The sequence below is a fragment of the Parendozoicomonas sp. Alg238-R29 genome (assembly GCF_947331445.1).
Taxonomy (GTDB): domain Bacteria; phylum Pseudomonadota; class Gammaproteobacteria; order Pseudomonadales; family Endozoicomonadaceae; genus Sansalvadorimonas.
The window spans coordinates 1-14502 of record NZ_CAMZOG010000055.1 but is presented as its reverse complement, the minus strand read 5'-3'; the positions used below and the strand labels follow the sequence as shown (position 1 = coordinate 14502).

At 48.1% G+C, this 14502-nt stretch carries 15 protein-coding genes; 9 read left to right on the top strand and 6 right to left on the bottom strand.

Annotation, left to right across the window (positions count from 1 at the left end):
* Positions 1-61: 61 nt before the first annotated feature.
* Both QMA35_RS13950 and QMA35_RS13945 read left to right on the top strand, forming a co-directional pair.
* Positions 62-991 (top strand): LysR family transcriptional regulator, encoded by a 930-nt coding sequence (locus QMA35_RS13950; protein WP_281647766.1) that lies wholly within the window; start codon positions 62-64, stop codon positions 989-991.
* Between the two features lie 68 nt (positions 992-1059).
* On the top strand, positions 1060-1665 hold the full coding sequence (locus QMA35_RS13945; protein ID WP_281647765.1) for an OmpA family protein: 606 nt from the start codon (positions 1060-1062) through the stop codon (positions 1663-1665).
* A 61-nt stretch (positions 1666-1726) separates the two neighbouring features.
* On the opposite strand, the gene QMA35_RS13940 is transcribed toward QMA35_RS13945, so the two are convergent.
* Entirely contained in the window at positions 1727-2029 is a 303-nt protein-coding gene (locus QMA35_RS13940) for an accessory factor UbiK family protein (protein WP_281647764.1), read from the bottom strand.
* A gap of 681 nt (positions 2030-2710) precedes the next feature.
* Between QMA35_RS13940 and QMA35_RS13935 the strand changes: the two genes are divergently transcribed.
* Positions 2711-3907, top strand: a complete 1197-nt coding sequence (locus QMA35_RS13935; protein WP_281647763.1) for a bifunctional alpha/beta hydrolase/OsmC family protein — start codon at positions 2711-2713, stop codon at positions 3905-3907.
* Positions 3908-3986: 79 nt separating this feature from the next.
* Here the strand turns inward: QMA35_RS13935 and QMA35_RS13930 are convergent, their stop codons facing one another.
* From QMA35_RS13930 to cyaY, 3 genes are all read right to left on the bottom strand, one after another.
* The gene (locus QMA35_RS13930) at positions 3987-5258 is read right to left on the bottom strand and encodes an ammonium transporter (protein ID WP_281647762.1); all 1272 of its coding nucleotides are present in this window, start codon (positions 5256-5258) and stop codon (positions 3987-3989) included.
* A 136-nt stretch (positions 5259-5394) separates the two neighbouring features.
* Entirely contained in the window at positions 5395-5733 is a 339-nt protein-coding gene (gene glnK / locus QMA35_RS13925) for a P-II family nitrogen regulator (RefSeq protein WP_281647761.1), read from the bottom strand.
* 503 nt (positions 5734-6236) lie between these two features.
* Complete coding sequence (gene cyaY, locus QMA35_RS13920) at positions 6237-6563, bottom strand: iron donor protein CyaY (RefSeq protein WP_281647760.1); 327 nt, start codon at positions 6561-6563, stop codon at positions 6237-6239.
* 181 nt (positions 6564-6744) lie between these two features.
* Between cyaY and QMA35_RS13915 the strand changes: the two genes are divergently transcribed.
* The 6 genes from QMA35_RS13915 (at position 6745) to QMA35_RS13890 (ending at position 11497) form a co-directional block, all read left to right on the top strand.
* Complete coding sequence (locus tag QMA35_RS13915) at positions 6745-6870, top strand: lipoprotein (RefSeq protein WP_281647759.1); 126 nt, start codon at positions 6745-6747, stop codon at positions 6868-6870.
* A gap of 8 nt (positions 6871-6878) precedes the next feature.
* On the top strand, positions 6879-8144 hold the full coding sequence (gene lysA, locus QMA35_RS13910) for a diaminopimelate decarboxylase (RefSeq protein ID WP_281647758.1): 1266 nt from the start codon (positions 6879-6881) through the stop codon (positions 8142-8144).
* Positions 8135-8965 (top strand): diaminopimelate epimerase, encoded by an 831-nt coding sequence (gene dapF / locus QMA35_RS13905; protein WP_281647757.1) that lies wholly within the window; start codon positions 8135-8137, stop codon positions 8963-8965. The genes lysA and dapF overlap by 10 nt, the downstream gene beginning before the upstream one ends.
* On the top strand, positions 8962-9699 hold the full coding sequence (locus tag QMA35_RS13900) for a DUF484 family protein (RefSeq protein ID WP_281647756.1): 738 nt from the start codon (positions 8962-8964) through the stop codon (positions 9697-9699). The genes dapF and QMA35_RS13900 overlap by 4 nt, the downstream gene beginning before the upstream one ends.
* A gap of 47 nt (positions 9700-9746) precedes the next feature.
* On the top strand, positions 9747-10646 hold the full coding sequence (xerC, locus tag QMA35_RS13895) for a tyrosine recombinase XerC (protein WP_281647755.1): 900 nt from the start codon (positions 9747-9749) through the stop codon (positions 10644-10646).
* A gap of 209 nt (positions 10647-10855) precedes the next feature.
* On the top strand, positions 10856-11497 hold the full coding sequence (locus QMA35_RS13890) for an RHS repeat domain-containing protein (RefSeq protein WP_281647754.1): 642 nt from the start codon (positions 10856-10858) through the stop codon (positions 11495-11497).
* 188 nt (positions 11498-11685) lie between these two features.
* Here the strand turns inward: QMA35_RS13890 and QMA35_RS13885 are convergent, their stop codons facing one another.
* Both QMA35_RS13885 and QMA35_RS13880 read right to left on the bottom strand, forming a co-directional pair.
* Positions 11686-12711: a hypothetical protein gene (locus tag QMA35_RS13885; protein WP_281647753.1), complete on the bottom strand. Its 1026-nt coding sequence runs from the start codon at positions 12709-12711 to the stop codon at positions 11686-11688.
* Between the two features lie 48 nt (positions 12712-12759).
* Positions 12760-14352 (bottom strand): MATH domain-containing protein, encoded by a 1593-nt coding sequence (locus QMA35_RS13880; protein ID WP_281647752.1) that lies wholly within the window; start codon positions 14350-14352, stop codon positions 12760-12762.
* Positions 14353-14502 lie beyond the last annotated feature (150 nt).

Here is a 14502-nt window from a genome sequence, read left to right as displayed (position 1 = left end):
TTAAAGTGAGGAAAATTAATATAAAATTTCTCCCACAATAGATAACAACGAATTTCCAACCATGACTTCACAGATCGGTTTAGGCCTGCACCACCTGAAAACACTCCACGCACTCAGACAGACCGGAAGCCTGGTTGAGGCCGCGCGCATGTTGCATCTCACCCAATCTGCACTCTCCCACCAGATTAAAGAACTGGAGTCCCGCATTGGCATGGAACTATTTGTTCGCAAAACCAAGCCTCCTCGCTTCACAACAGCGGGGCTGCGATTACTGACGCTGGCAGATGAACTGCTTCCACAGGTCCGCCTTGCTGAACAGGATTTATTACGGTTGGCGGGGGGAGAATCGGGTCGTTTGAATATGGCTATTGAATGCCATAGTTGTTTTCAGTGGTTGATGCCCACGATCGACCGCTACAGAGAGCACTGGCCGGAAGTAGAAATGGACTTTGCCAGCAGTTTTAATTTTGCCCCTTTACCTGCACTGTCTCGCGGAGAGCTTGATCTGGTTATTACCTCAGATCCAATGAACAGCCCGGAGTTGGAATATATTCCTTTGTTCCAATACGAAATGCTGCTGGCTATCTCCCGCCGTCATCCTCTGACAGAAAAGGAGTGGATTGAACCAAAAGATCTGGAACCGGAAATTATGATCACCTATCCGGTGGAACACGAACGTTTAGCCGTGTTCCGTGACTTTATGGATCCGGCCAACATAGAGCCTGAGGCGATTCGAACAGTTGAACTCACGCTTATGATGCTGCAACTGGTTGCCAGCCAGAGAGGTGTTTGCGCTTTACCTAACTGGGCCCTTGCAGAGTATCTGGACAAAAGTCATATCCAGACCCGAAAACTGGGGGAAAAAGGAATCTGGTGCACACTGTATGCAGCCATTCGTACAGAACATAAAGGCCAGCCTTACATGATGGATTTCATCGAAACCGCAAAAGAAACGTGCTTTGCCCGATTGAATGGTGTGAGGCCAGTCTGAAAGCAGGCTCAGAGTAATGGGTCTATCCTTGTGACCGTTGTTGATTCATGGCTCTCGGATAGGCGTCTATGACTTTGTATAATCGTTCGTTGCATTCAGTTTCGGTTGTCATCTGTCTTATTCTCAGCGCTACTCTGGCAGGCTGCCGAGATGAAAATGCCAAGCCAGAAGAGTTGCCCGTTGCATCACCACAGGTTACACCAGCAGATATCTATACTGGCACTGATGCAGATGGCATGGCTGAAATGCCTCCTTCAGGTTTAACTATTCCCGGAGCTGATCAAACTCACGAAAAAGAAATAGAACAGTTGGTAAAAGAAGACACCATTACTACTGAAGAAATCGATGCTGTTTTCCACTTTGGTTTTAATAAATCCACTCTCACTGATGACGCCAGAATAGAATTGAAGGCATTGGTTCCCCAACTTAAAGCCATGCCAGGAACAATTATGATTGAGGGGCATGCCGATGAGCGGGGCATCCCCAATTACAATAAAGGTTTGGGCATGCGCCGTGCGCAGTCTGTTGCTGCATTTTTTCAAGAGCAGGGTGTCGCCAAAAAGCGTATGCGGTTAACAAGTCATGGTAGCGAGCGGCTGCTGACACGAGGAAACGATGAAAAGAGCCACGCCCAGAACAGGCGAGTAGAACTGTTTCTATCATCAGAAAGGTAATGATTCGACCTATGGAAAGCCTCCTGACCAGGCGGCCTTCCATTAACACTGAGCGCGAAGGTTACTCTTCACCTGCACTTTCTTCACCTGCACTTTCTACATCTGGCTCAGCAACAGGTGCCTGTTTTTCCAGCTCTGCCACTCTTTTCTCGAGAGCTTCCACCATCTCACGGGTGCGCTGTAACACTGCAGCCTGACCTTCAAACTCTTCACGGGTCAAAAGTTCCATTTTGCTGAAAGCATTAGTCAGAACCGCTTTGATATTCCGCTCAAAATCTTCTTTTAACGGCTGGCCAGGGCCCTGACTGACAATGTCCTGCAATTTGCCAGCAACCGTTCCGATAAAAGCAGCTTTATCAATCATCTTGTCCCCACACCCCAGCTATTCTCTGTTGCTGGGCAGAATACCCATGGCTCCAGAAAACGTAAAGAAATATCAGAACTTACAAAAGCACACGTTACTTAGCCCGGATATTTCATCAGGCTCCAATACTATCCTGCAAATGAGGTGTTCTTATGGAAAGAGCCCCTCATGGTTAAATCCTTGGGCCTAAAGAGATACCAGCAGAGTTTTCAGGCACACCTCCCCCTTACCCCATTGTTTATTTATTCTCAGTTCATTCCGTGCCGGGAACAGCACCTGTTTCTCTATCCGGGTACAAGCTTTCTGGAAATGGTGTGAAACAATTCTTGATACACAAAGGTACTGCTCATATGCACCCTGATCCGTCGGGTGTTACGCAGAACTCGGCCTTGGTGACTATGTTCCTGTGATGTCCTTTCCAGCGTATAGCACTGTAGCTGTGCGTCATGAACGGTGTCGTCTGTTGCACCAAAGTTCAGAATCAATCGTTTGGGTGGTTTGCGAGAGGACGCGATCAACGGCGGTCTGCAAATAGCTGATAAGTGCACCTTCCAATTAATGAACATAGAAAAGCAGGTGCAGTGAGAAGTGAGTTGCTGTCGATAAAGCGATGTGGAGTGGAATTTGGTTACAGTTATAGTGAGGATATATTCTTTCTAAGCGACCCCTCAGGTTATCGACATGCGCACAAAGGTTCAGTTTGAAAGTAACGGCCTGACTCTGGTCGGAATGCTGGAGTCCCCTGAGTCAGAAATTCGCTGTTATGCACTGTTTGCTCACTGTTTTACCTGCGGAAAGGATATAGCGGCAGCCTCCCGTATTGCCCGCGCCCTGACAAGCAAAGGTATTGCTGTACTTCGTTTTGATTTTACAGGGCTTGGTAACAGCGATGGTGATTTTGAAAATACTAACTTCTCTTCCAATATGCAGGATTTGCTCGCGGCGGCTGATTTTCTGCGAAAGGATTATCAGGCGCCTGCTTTGCTTATTGGTCATAGTCTGGGGGGAGCGGCTGTTCTAGGTATGGCTTCTAAGGTGTCTGAAGTGAAGGCTGTCGTGACTATTGGTGCTCCCCATCAAGCCGAGCATGTTTCCCATAATTTCTCAGCTTCACTGGATACCATTGAAGAAAGTGGTGAGGCGGAAGTGAGCCTTGGTTCACGTAAGTTCGTGATCAAAAAACAGTTTCTGGATGATCTGGCAAACCAGCGGCGTGATATCAGCAATATGAAAAAAGCTCTGCTGGTTATGCATTCTCCGCTCGATAATACAGTCGCTATTACCGAGGCTGAGAAGATTTATAAGGAAGCTCGTCACCCAAAAAGCTTTATCTCCCTGGATGATGCCGATCATCTGTTAACCCGTAAGCAGGATGCGGAGTACGCGGCAGAAGTGGTTTCTTCCTGGGTGAGTCGTTACCTGCCTCAGGAAGAGACATATACCCAGACAGTTGATAAGGGGTATGTCCTTGTAGAAGAGAAGAACCATATATTCTCTCAACATGTAACCAGTCATAGCCATTACTGGTTAGCGGATGAACCAATTTCAGCCGGTGGAAATAATGTTGGTCCTGATCCTTATGAACACCTTCTTGCCGGGCTGGGTGCCTGTACTGCAATGACTTTACGCATGTACGCAAAACATAAAAATTTGCCTTTAGATCATGTGAAAGTACTGCTGAATCATCGCAGGGATTACATCGAAGATTGCTCAGATTGCGAAAATCAGGGTGAAGCTATTGAAGTCATTGAACGGCAGCTGACGATAACGGGGAGTTTATCTGAAGAGCAGCGTGCAAGCCTGCTACGCATCGCGGATAAGTGCCCTGTCCATAAAACACTCCATAAGAGTGTAAAGGTTAAAACACAGTTAATTTAAGTTATTTATTCAATAAAAAAACGCCCTTCCACAAAAAGTGGAAGGGCGTTTTCACAGGGCCGATTTAAACTATCAGCTCTTACTTGTTAGTGAACTCTGGGTAAGCTTCCATACCGCATTCCGCCAGATCCACACCTTCGTACTCTTCTTCTTCGCTCACCCGGATGCCGGTGATAGCTTTCAGGGCGCTCCAGACGATCAGGCTGCAGCCGAATACCCAGACGAAGATTGTTGCTGCACCAGCCAGCTGACCCGTGAAGGTCACATCGCTGTTGGTGAAAGGTACAACCATCAAGCCGAACAGACCAACAGTACCGTGTACTGAGATGGCACCAACCGGGTCATCAATCCTTATCTTATCCAGAGCGAGGATAGAGAACACGACAATCACACCACCAATGGCACCAATCAGAGTGGCTTGAACAGGTGTTGGAGTGCTTGGTTCAGCCGTGATGGCAACCAGACCAGCCAGTGCACCGTTCAGGCACATGGTCAGGTCAGCCTTACCAAACAGCAGGCGGGCAGTCACGAGAGCGGCAACCAGACCACCGGCAGCGGCAGCGTTAGTGTTCAGGAACACCATGGCAACACTGTTGGCACTGGCAATATCGCCGAGCTTCAGTACTGAGCCACCATTGAAACCGAACCAGCCCATCCACAGAATGAAAGTACCGAGAGTTGCCATTGGCAGGTTGGCGCCCGGGATTGCATTAGCTTCGCCGTTCTTGCCGTATTTACCTTTACGGGCACCGAGCAGCAGAACACCAGCCAGAGCGGCAGCGGCACCAGCCATGTGAACAATACCGGAACCGGCAAAATCAGAGAATCCAAGGTCGCCCAGAGTGTACAAACCGAATACCGAGTCGCCGTTCCAGGTCCATGCGCCTTCCATTGGGTAGATGAAGCCAGTCATCACGACTGCGAACAGCAGGAAACTCCACAGCTTCATACGCTCAGCAACAGCACCGGATACGATGGACATGGCAGTAGCAACAAACACCACCTGGAAAAAGAAGTCGGAAGCGCCAGAGTAAATGGAGCCACCTTCGAAGCCGTCTTCACGGGCAGAGAATTCAGCCAGAGTATCAGATACGTGGCTGTCACCAACCAGAACGCCTTCAAGCAGAACGCCACCGCCGTACATAATGTCGTAACCAACAATCAGGTACATGGTGCAGGAGATCGCAAACAGCGCGACGTTTTTGGTAAGAATTTCAGTTGTATTCTTGGAACGGACAAGGCCCGCTTCGAGCATGGCAAAGCCGGCTGCCATCCACATAACCAGTGCACCACACACCAGGAAGTAGAAGGTGTCCATCGCGTATTGCAAATGGAAGATTTGATTTTCCATGTTGAGTAACCCCCAGGATTTATTCTTTTAACACCAGCTCTTGAGAGAAGATATTTGGTGTTTGCGACTGCCGCCCACATCGGCATTCGCGTTTTTATTCAGGACCGGCTCGGAAAAGCCGACTTAAAACTTTTGATCAGATAGCGGCAGTGCCTGTCTCGCCGGTACGAATCCGGATGGCCTGCTGCAGTTCGGTAACAAAGATTTTGCCGTCGCCGATCTTGCCGGTGTTGGCAGCTTTGGTAACAGACTCAATAACCTGATCCAGCAGGTCATCACCAATAGCAACTTCAATTTTCACCTTGGGAAGAAAATCAACCACGTACTCTGCACCACGGTAGAGTTCGGTGTGACCTTTCTGGCGACCAAAGCCCTTAACTTCTGTAACAGTAATACCCTGCACGCCAATGTCGGAAAGTGCTTCCCGGACATCATCGAGCTTGAAAGGCTTGATAATCGCTGAAACTAACTTCATTACATTGTCTCCTGATTAATGCACCGGTTTCCGTGTGGAGCGGATGACCTGGCAATATTCTTTATTCCGGGTTGTCCTGAGGGGTCAGGACAAGTTTACGCCTTTGACGCGGGTGTTATAAGGGTTTTCCCCTGACTTCTGTCTTACCCTGTGCACTGGTTCGGTATCTGTGCGTTACACCTGCGTGCTCTGGCCCCTTTTATTGCCGTTCCCGGATCGCAGTAACGGTGTGGCCGGCATTCGTATTAGGGAATAGCAGTCATCGTGCCACTTAATAAAAATCTATGGATTTCATTGGGTTATGTGTTTTTTGTACGGGTTTGAAAGATAGTGTGACCAGATATGATGCACGGGAGTGCACTACGGAGTTATGGTGTTATAGCTTTGTGCACAGAAATGGTGCGCGGAAATGGTGCGCGGAAATGGTGCGCGGAAATGGTGCGCAATTGAAGGGAGGACAAAGAGCGGCGTACTCACAGCTCTTTGTTTGAAGAGAAAGAGGTTTACTTCAGTTCCAGAAGAACAACTTCTCCGGCCTGCGCTGAAGCGCACTTATTTAAAAGCGCGACAAATTCTTCGCTATTGGAGTCACATATCCACTTATCTTGCTCATCATCAAAATCAAAATGAAAGCCACCAGACTGGGCGGCCATCCAAAGCTGCCCCAGGGCGCCCTGGCGACTGAGGATAATCTGGCTGCCATTTTCAAAACTTAAGGTAAGAATGCCGGCAGAGTTTTCATAATCAATATCGGTGTCAATTTCTTCGATGGCATCTTCAATGTCCATCATCAGATCGTCTAATTGGTCGTTGAATTCAAATTCAGTCATGATTTTACGTATATAAAGGTAGGGGAAGTGTTATCTGTAGCGGATTGTCGTACAGAGTTATCGGTTGGGCAAACGATCTCTGTTACCGACCGCGTGTTGTGCCTGTTATGGCCCAGATTCCGCAGGTATACTGATTGCTAATTACGCAAATTGACTTATAGCTTTGAATCGGGAGTCCATCATGAAACGCGCACTGGCGCTCATCGCCTTCAGTCTGTTTATTTCTGCCTGTGGCCAGAAGGGACCTTTGTATCTTCCTGATGAAGAGCCTTCAAACCTGACTGTACAGGGAGGCGAAAGGAGTTAATGTCGTCGTTGTATTCAGATTCGTTTTTCCTGAAAAATGGTGAACTTTGCGCTGAGAATATTCCTCTCAGCCAGCTGGCCGAAAAGGTTGGAACTCCTGCCTATATATATTCCCGTGCAGCAATAGAAGCTGCCTGGAACGGCTATGCCAAACCACTGGCCGATGTTCCCCACAAAATCTGTTTTGCCGTAAAAGCCAATTCCAACCTTGGTGTGCTGAATGTTCTGGCTGAACTGGGCGCTGGTTTTGACATTGTTTCCGTAGGCGAGCTTGAGCGCGTTCTTGCGGCTGGTGGAGATGCCGGCAAGGTTGTGTTCTCTGGCGTGGGTAAGCAGGAACATGAAGTTCGCAGAGCTCTGGAAGTAGGCGTTTGGTGTTTCAATATTGAGTCCATCCCTGAGTTGGATCGCCTGCAGGTTATTGCTGAGGATATGGGTAAAACAGCACGGGTTTCCCTGCGGGTGAATCCTAATGTGGATGCCCAGACTCACCCTTACATTTCTACCGGGCTGAAAGACAACAAGTTTGGTGTAGATATTGATCGCGCTGATGAAATCTATGAGCGTGCCCACAACCTGCCAAATATCGATGTAACGGGTGTGGATTGCCATATCGGTTCACAGTTGACGTCTCTCGATCCATTTCTGGATGCTTTGGATATTCTATTGGCACTTGTTGATCGTCTGGCCGATAAGGGAATTAAGCTTTCTCATATCGATCTTGGTGGTGGCCTTGGCGTGACTTATAAAGACGAACAGCCCCCGGCAACAGCAGACTTTATTGCCGCGGTACGTGAGCGGGTTGGTGATCGTGAACTGGCACTGGTGTTTGAACCGGGCCGTTCCATTATTGCCAACGCTGGCATTTTGCTGACGCGTGTTGAAATGCTGAAGCATACTGAGCATAAGAACTTTGCCGTTATTGATGGCGCTATGAATGACCTGATTCGTCCGGCTCTCTATGGCTCCTGGCACGATATTGTTCCGGTGAAGCCCCGTGAAGGTGAAGAACTGGTTTACGATATTGTTGGCCCGGTATGTGAAACCTCAGATTTCCTTGGCAAGAATCGTACTCTCAATCTTCAAGACGGGGATCTGCTGTCGGTGATGTCTGCAGGGGCTTACGGTATGGTGATGGCTTCCAACTTTAATACCCGCGGCCGCCCTGCAGAGGTTCTGGTTTCCGGAGATAAGGCAGACGTTGTGCGTCGCCGGGAGACTATTGCTGACCAGTTAGCGCTGGAAGCACTGCCCGGGGAAAATTCATGCTTCTAAAATTCACCAAAATGCATGGCCTCGGCAATGATTTTATGGTGATAGATGGCGTAACTCAGAATGTGCGTCTTCACCCAGAAAAGATCAGAGAGCTGAGTGATCGTAACTTTGGAGTAGGGTTTGACCAGTTGTTACTGGTTGAGCCCCCCAGTGATCCGGATATGGACTTTCGTTACCGGATATTTAATGCTGATGGCAGCGAAGTTGAGCAATGTGGCAATGGTGCACGTTGTTTTGCTGCATTTGTTCTGGAGCGAAAGCTGACTTCCAGCCGACGTATTCGGGTTCAGACTTCCAAAGGCAATATAGAGCTACGCATTGGTAAAGACGACGAAGTGACTGTGGATATGGGGAAACCAGAGCTGGAGCCCTGGGAAATTCCTTTTAAAGCTGAACGTCAGTCTATTACCTACAAGCTGGAGGTGGAAGGCAAAGAGCATGAAATTGCGGCAGTCTCCATGGGTAATCCCCATGCCGTAATGCTGGTGGAAGATTGTAAGAAAGCGCCAGTGGAAAACTTGGGTCGTAAGATTCAGCGTCATGCTCGCTTTCCGCAGAACTGCAATGTCGGTTTTATGGAAATTATGAATCCGGGTGAAGTCAATCTTCGGGTTTATGAACGTGGAGTAGGAGAAACTCTGGCCTGTGGTACAGGTGCTTGTGCAGCCGTTGTTGCCGGGCGTTTGCAGGGGCTGCTGGAACCAACCGTTAAGGTTAATCTTCCCGGCGGTTCACTGAGTATTACCTGGAAAGAGGATGACCTGCCGGTGCTGATGACAGGGCCGGCTACACGAGTCTACGAAGGGCATATAAGGATATGAGTGACGACGGACTTGAACTGGCGGAACCTTTAACTGAGGAGCAGGTTGTTGACTTTCTTACTGCAAATCCAGAGTTTTTCAGTAAGCGTGACGACCTGTTGAGCAAACTCACCATCCCTCACCAGCGTGGAGATACTATCTCCCTTGTTGAGCGACAGGTGTCTGTTCTGCGTGAACGTAACCAGGATATGCGTTCAAAGCTCAATGAGCTTTTGAGCGTTGCCCGTGACAATGACCGCCTGTTTGAGCGCGTGCGCAGATTGGTGCTGTCGGTTATGGAAGCGGAAACCCTCGATGATGTTATTGATGCCGTCGATGACAGTCTGTCCCATGATTTTCGTATTGATTATGTTGCCCAGATGCTGGTTTCGGATACCTTTGCCAATACATCAAGGGTACCGTGTCACACCAAAACCGGGATAAACAGTGGTACAGGTATTTCTGATCTATTGTCTGGCAATCGTGTGGTATGCGGGCGACTGCGGGAAAGAGAGCTGAAGTTCCTGTTCCCCAATCACTGGAAGCTGGTGAAGTCTACAGCCGTTGTTCCACTCCATCTGAAACGCCCGCTGGGCATTCTGGCTGTGGGTAGCAGAAATGAAGAAGATTTTCGTGCTGGTACCGGAACGGTATACCTGAGCTTTATTGGTGAAGTGGTTTCACGAGCTCTGGAAGCACTGGCAACAAAAAAAACGAATGACAATCTACCCTCAATGAGAGACTACCCTCAATGAGAAACTACTCGCAATGAGAAACTACTCGCAATGAGAAACTACTCGCAATGAGTCAACAAAGTCGAGCCGGGCAGCTGGAAGCCTGGCAGACCTTTCTTCGCTATGAGCGGCAAATGTCGCCTAATACCTGTTCCGCCTATCTTCGTGATGTAAGAAAGCTGGAAAAACAGCTGAAAAAAGACGATCAGTGGAGCAGTTTGAAAGAAACTGATATTCGCAGGGTTATGGGCAACCTGCGACTGGAAGGTCTGGAATCTCGCAGCCTCCACCGCTGGCTATCTTCCATTCGTGGCTTCTATGTATTCTTGATGCGTGAAGGGCTGGCTGACAATAATCCGGCCAAAAACCTTCAGGCGCCTAAGCGCTCAAAACCCTTACCGAAAGTGCTTGATACCGATCAGGTATCCAGCATGCTGGATGTGACCAGCGATTCTCCTCTGACTATGCGTGATCACGCTATTCTTGAGCTGTTTTATTCTGCAGGGGTTCGTCTATCAGAGCTGGTGGGGTTGGATCTTGTTGATATTGATCTCAGCTCAGGGCAGGCCATTGTTCTGGGCAAGGGCAATAAAGAGCGTGTAACTCATATTGGCAGTAAGGCTGAGGTGGCTTTAAGAAAGTGGCTAAAAGTCCGGGGCAACCTTGCTAAAGAAAGTGAAACAGCGCTGTTTGTTTCACGGAATGGAAGCCGTATCAGTCGCAGGCAGGTACAGGTTCGCATCAAAGCGTGGGGTAAGCAGCATGGGTTGGATACCCCACTTCACCCCCATATGCTGAGACACTCTTTTGCCAGCCATATTCTGGAATCAAGCGGTGAGCTGAGAGCTGTTCAGGAGTTGCTTGGCCACAGTGATATATCGACTACTCAGGTTTATACACATCTGGATTTCCAGCACTTGGCGGATGTGTATGATAAGACTCATCCCCGGGCCCGTAAAAAAGACTGACACCTATAAGAGTGTCGGTTGAAGCATAAGTTGGCAATATGAAGAATATGCTGACAATAGCAGAAGAATAAGCCGACAATATATTTGAAGCAAAATTTGACAACATACGACTCTTGTCTAACTTCAGTGATATAAGAAAAGAACCCCTCCTCAGCAATCTAAAACTTCTCTACAAATACCAAACAGCAAAAGAACTCAGTCTGTAGTGGTTGCTGGGCTTCCCCACGGCCAGTTCGGTGACCACGGCTTACGATTACGACAGCCACGGTAACGTCACCCAAACCACCGATGTCAATGGTTTGAAATCCCGCAGCTGGTACGACGGCTTTGGCCGTTTTATTCAGCAAGCCTCTGCTGACGGTGTGATCAGTCGTAACACGTATCAAACCTGTGACAGTCAGAAGCCCGCCCACTGTGCCTGGCAGATGACCACCTCAGTGGAACATATCGCTGCCAGTGGCAAAGCTCAGCCAGACACGGTTGTGTACTTTGACCGACTGGGTCGTGAGCTGCGCAGCCGTTCTACCAACCTGAATGGTGATACGGTTCTGGTTGATAGCCAATACGACAATCTGGGTCGTATGATCAAGGTGTCTGAGCCTTATATCGCCGGCAGCACAGTGCAGTGGAGCAGCACCAGCTACGACGTGCGGGGCCGGGAAGAAACTATGACCCGGGCCGATGGACACCAGACCAGCAGCACTTATGTGGCGCGTAGCGGTGGTGGCTCCAAAGTCACCCGTATTCATACCCTGCAAAACGGTGATGTGAATACCCAAACTCATATCCGCGCAAAGTGGCAGCCATGGATATCTCAAACGAGTCAAATGCAAATGCGGGGTATTCTATAGCTTCCGAGGGCGTTTGTTTATTGTGCTCAACCGTGATTCCGATAAAAAGCACATAGCCTGACAAAGTCACTGTTTGCCGAAAGCTTGGGGGACACTCCCACGGTCGACGTAGTAACGATAAGATTCTGTAAAGAGTACTCCATTGTCACCAGTTGACAGTCCGATCCGGAAGCAACAGAGGTTGCACTCTAAGGGTTCTGCTCCAGGGGGTTTGTTCCGAGGCGTCCCGTCTCAGGAATGGGTTCTACAGAAATACCGGCATACTCATCCAAACACTGTGGGCAATTTTTTATTTCTAATAAAAGCATGCTCATCCAGTGATCAAAACTACCGCCCAGGGGAAAAAAGTTTGAAGATAGCTTTCGAAGCCCAATACGCGGGGATATACATATTGTTTGTTCTCGGCTACGAATATAGCGCTGATTACACTCGTGATACTTAGCTTTATGTTTATAGTACTTGAACACAGGCATTCCCAGGTCACTGATAACATCATTCCTGTTTATTGTCTTTACTGACTGGGAATCTACATCACTCAACTCCACCGTGCTCAATTCGACCATGCTACAGGTTCTTCTCAATTTTTTGTTTTCCGGAGCAAGACATACATATTCTGTTGTGCGCTTCCATATTTCATGTTTATTGATATGCTCGATGTGAACTGGCAATTTCAAATCTTCACCACACAATACCTTTTTCATCACATCAGCGAGTTTAATAGTACTTAAGGTGCGAGTGAAAAGTTCTTGTTTCGTTCTCTTGTCAATATCTTCGTTAATCTCTTCGTCAAGTCTACCCCACTCATATTGTGGTTCTGGTCCAGGGAGCCAAGAGCAGACATCTATAAAAAGGGAGGCGACGTTGTGTGTTGTTCCGCCATCCCCCCTTGGGATATCTTGTGATGGCTTCTGCTGTATCTTCTTCGCTAGGGAAACGGTTCTTTGCGGCGGCACCCTTTTCGCATCTCTCGTCGGTAAATCAAGAGGCACTGCCGGCGGTAAAGCAATGCCAAGCATTGCTTTATGAAATCCAACAATAGGATAAAGTTTTGGGATCTCTCGGGCATAGCGGGCGCCCATGACCAATTCATTTCGTTCATTCGGAATATCCAGAATAATCTGGGAGTTTTCCTTATTCGCATCTACCCGATACCCCCCTGTCCACGACGGAGGTATGTCTCTCAGCCTTGATGGAGTGGAATTAAATGACTGCATTGTTCATCAACCTCTTTTGTATATTGTCCTTCCATGAAGAAGACATCATCACACGGGATGGTCCGGCGCTTCCATATCGCTCATGTCAATTTTTACTTTGATGAACAGGCTGTCATCTCGTACGTAATTACGATCTCGCAGCGTATCAACAGATACAAACTTGGGGAAACCTGATGCGGTGTTAAACGGTCCTCGGGGCTTATGAAAGCTGGAAGAGGTATCCGTAGGCCGAAAGGCCTTGGCCTGATGGGCTTTGGAATTATTAGGATCACTCTGATTAAGCAGAGACAAGGTCACCTTGTGTTTAAACGGCCAGCTCAGCAAATCATCGTAATCGCTTTTCATCATCACTATAAACAGGGAAATATGGGAGCCTTTCCCCTGTCCGTCACCATTCAGGTAGAGACGCAGGCACATACGGTAGCCATGCTGTGAGGTAAAGAACGGTGGTGAATAAAGGGACAGTGTTTTCCCGGTTTTTGCTTCTTCAGTACGCTTTTCTACTTCAGTGATTTTCCAGACAAGAGTGCCGTTTGTAGAGCGCACTGTCAGAATATCTACCTTTAAGCCTATTTCATTCACCAAACCGTTGAGCTGCGTGAGAGCCTTGGTGCACTGAGACATTTCGGTCTTCAGTGTGCCAACCTCGTCTTTATTTTCTTCGGCTTGAAGTTGCGTTGTCTGGGTTTGTTTTTTGTTTTCTGCTGCGTCATTTTCTAAACAGCGGACTCTGTGTTCAAAATCCTCAAAGTTTTGGTGTACCTGAGCTATCAAACCGTGTAGCTGAGAGGAAAGCTCTTTGTAAGCGTTTGCATTAAGAACAGTACTAAAATCGATAAAAACCTGACCATCTGCTGTCTGATACTTTGTTAATGACTCAACAGGTATCAGGCTGGCCCTTTTACACGTGCTTTTTTCACCTGCGAATTCAAAAGGCTCGTTCAACACAGAAAATGAACATTTTGATCCTTCTTCGAAGGCTATAACACACTGGTATATTTTTTTCGCCTCCCCATCAAACAAATACAATTTGCCTGCGATTGATGTCAGGTATTCTTTGAATGTTTTTATTTCATCGCTTGACAGCTGAGAGAGATCTAACTTCCCTGCTGCTGTTACCTCGCCATTCGGCCCAACAGTATTTTTGACGTTCACTTTCTTAAGTATTCTCTCCTCAAGGCCAACTTCTGGAAAAAACAAGTGGACTTTTGCATGGGGCTTACCGCCGTCAGCCACCGGGGTGCAGTAAGCGATTCGAAAGCCCTTTTTTCCGTCTGGCAAGTATGCGTTGACGTCGCCTTGTTGTTTTACCGGTCTGCAGAACGAGGTTATTTCCTGACCAAGTGTCTTCGATAAAGTCACAGATTGCGTGACGTCCTCCCATGGTACAAGCGTCGTTTGACGTTGTTGAAGAAGAAGAGGGTTTGCCCCTGTAGCCCCTCCTACCGACACATTCGGCATGCGTGAAGATGAAGGAACGACCGCAATACCACTCTCGCTCGAAGCTTGTGTTCCCCCAGCTACAGGTAGCGTATAGCTACTAGGTTTTATTTGACTTTGTTGACTTGATTGAAGCATGACGTTTCCTTCTCTACTTTGATAAATATCACTCTGGTACTCTGTGTCCGGTACGCTGTGCATATGCTGACTTAGAGTTATTAACGGCAGTAGAGTTTTAGGCTGGTAACTGAATTGTTAGGATAAAGGGGTCGGAGTCGAATGGCACTTACTTAAGCTTTTTCGGGTGACCATTCTTCCGGATGTCTGCCCGCAGTTCCTCTCTTTTCCTGA

Bases quoted from the DNA above. Each gene is read 5' to 3' on its own strand.
- QMA35_RS13950 (WP_281647766.1), top strand. From the start codon at position 62: ATGACTTCACAGATCGGTTTAGGCCTGCACCACCTGAAAACACTCCAC.
- QMA35_RS13945 (WP_281647765.1), top strand. From the start codon at position 1,060: ATGACTTTGTATAATCGTTCGTTGCATTCAGTTTCGGTTGTCATCTGT.
- QMA35_RS13940 (WP_281647764.1), bottom strand. From the start codon at position 2,029: ATGATTGATAAAGCTGCTTTTATCGGAACGGTTGCTGGCAAATTGCAG.
- QMA35_RS13935 (WP_281647763.1), top strand. From the start codon at position 2,711: ATGCGCACAAAGGTTCAGTTTGAAAGTAACGGCCTGACTCTGGTCGGA.
- QMA35_RS13930 (WP_281647762.1), bottom strand. From the start codon at position 5,258: ATGGAAAATCAAATCTTCCATTTGCAATACGCGATGGACACCTTCTAC.
- glnK (WP_281647761.1), bottom strand. From the start codon at position 5,733: ATGAAGTTAGTTTCAGCGATTATCAAGCCTTTCAAGCTCGATGATGTC.
- cyaY (WP_281647760.1), bottom strand. From the start codon at position 6,563: ATGACTGAATTTGAATTCAACGACCAATTAGACGATCTGATGATGGAC.
- QMA35_RS13915 (WP_281647759.1), top strand. From the start codon at position 6,745: ATGAAACGCGCACTGGCGCTCATCGCCTTCAGTCTGTTTATTTCTGCC.
- dapF (WP_281647757.1), top strand. From the start codon at position 8,135: ATGCTTCTAAAATTCACCAAAATGCATGGCCTCGGCAATGATTTTATG.
- QMA35_RS13900 (WP_281647756.1), top strand. From the start codon at position 8,962: ATGAGTGACGACGGACTTGAACTGGCGGAACCTTTAACTGAGGAGCAG.
- xerC (WP_281647755.1), top strand. From the start codon at position 9,747: ATGAGTCAACAAAGTCGAGCCGGGCAGCTGGAAGCCTGGCAGACCTTT.
- QMA35_RS13885 (WP_281647753.1), bottom strand. From the start codon at position 12,711: ATGCAGTCATTTAATTCCACTCCATCAAGGCTGAGAGACATACCTCCG.
- QMA35_RS13880 (WP_281647752.1), bottom strand. From the start codon at position 14,352: ATGCACAGCGTACCGGACACAGAGTACCAGAGTGATATTTATCAAAGT.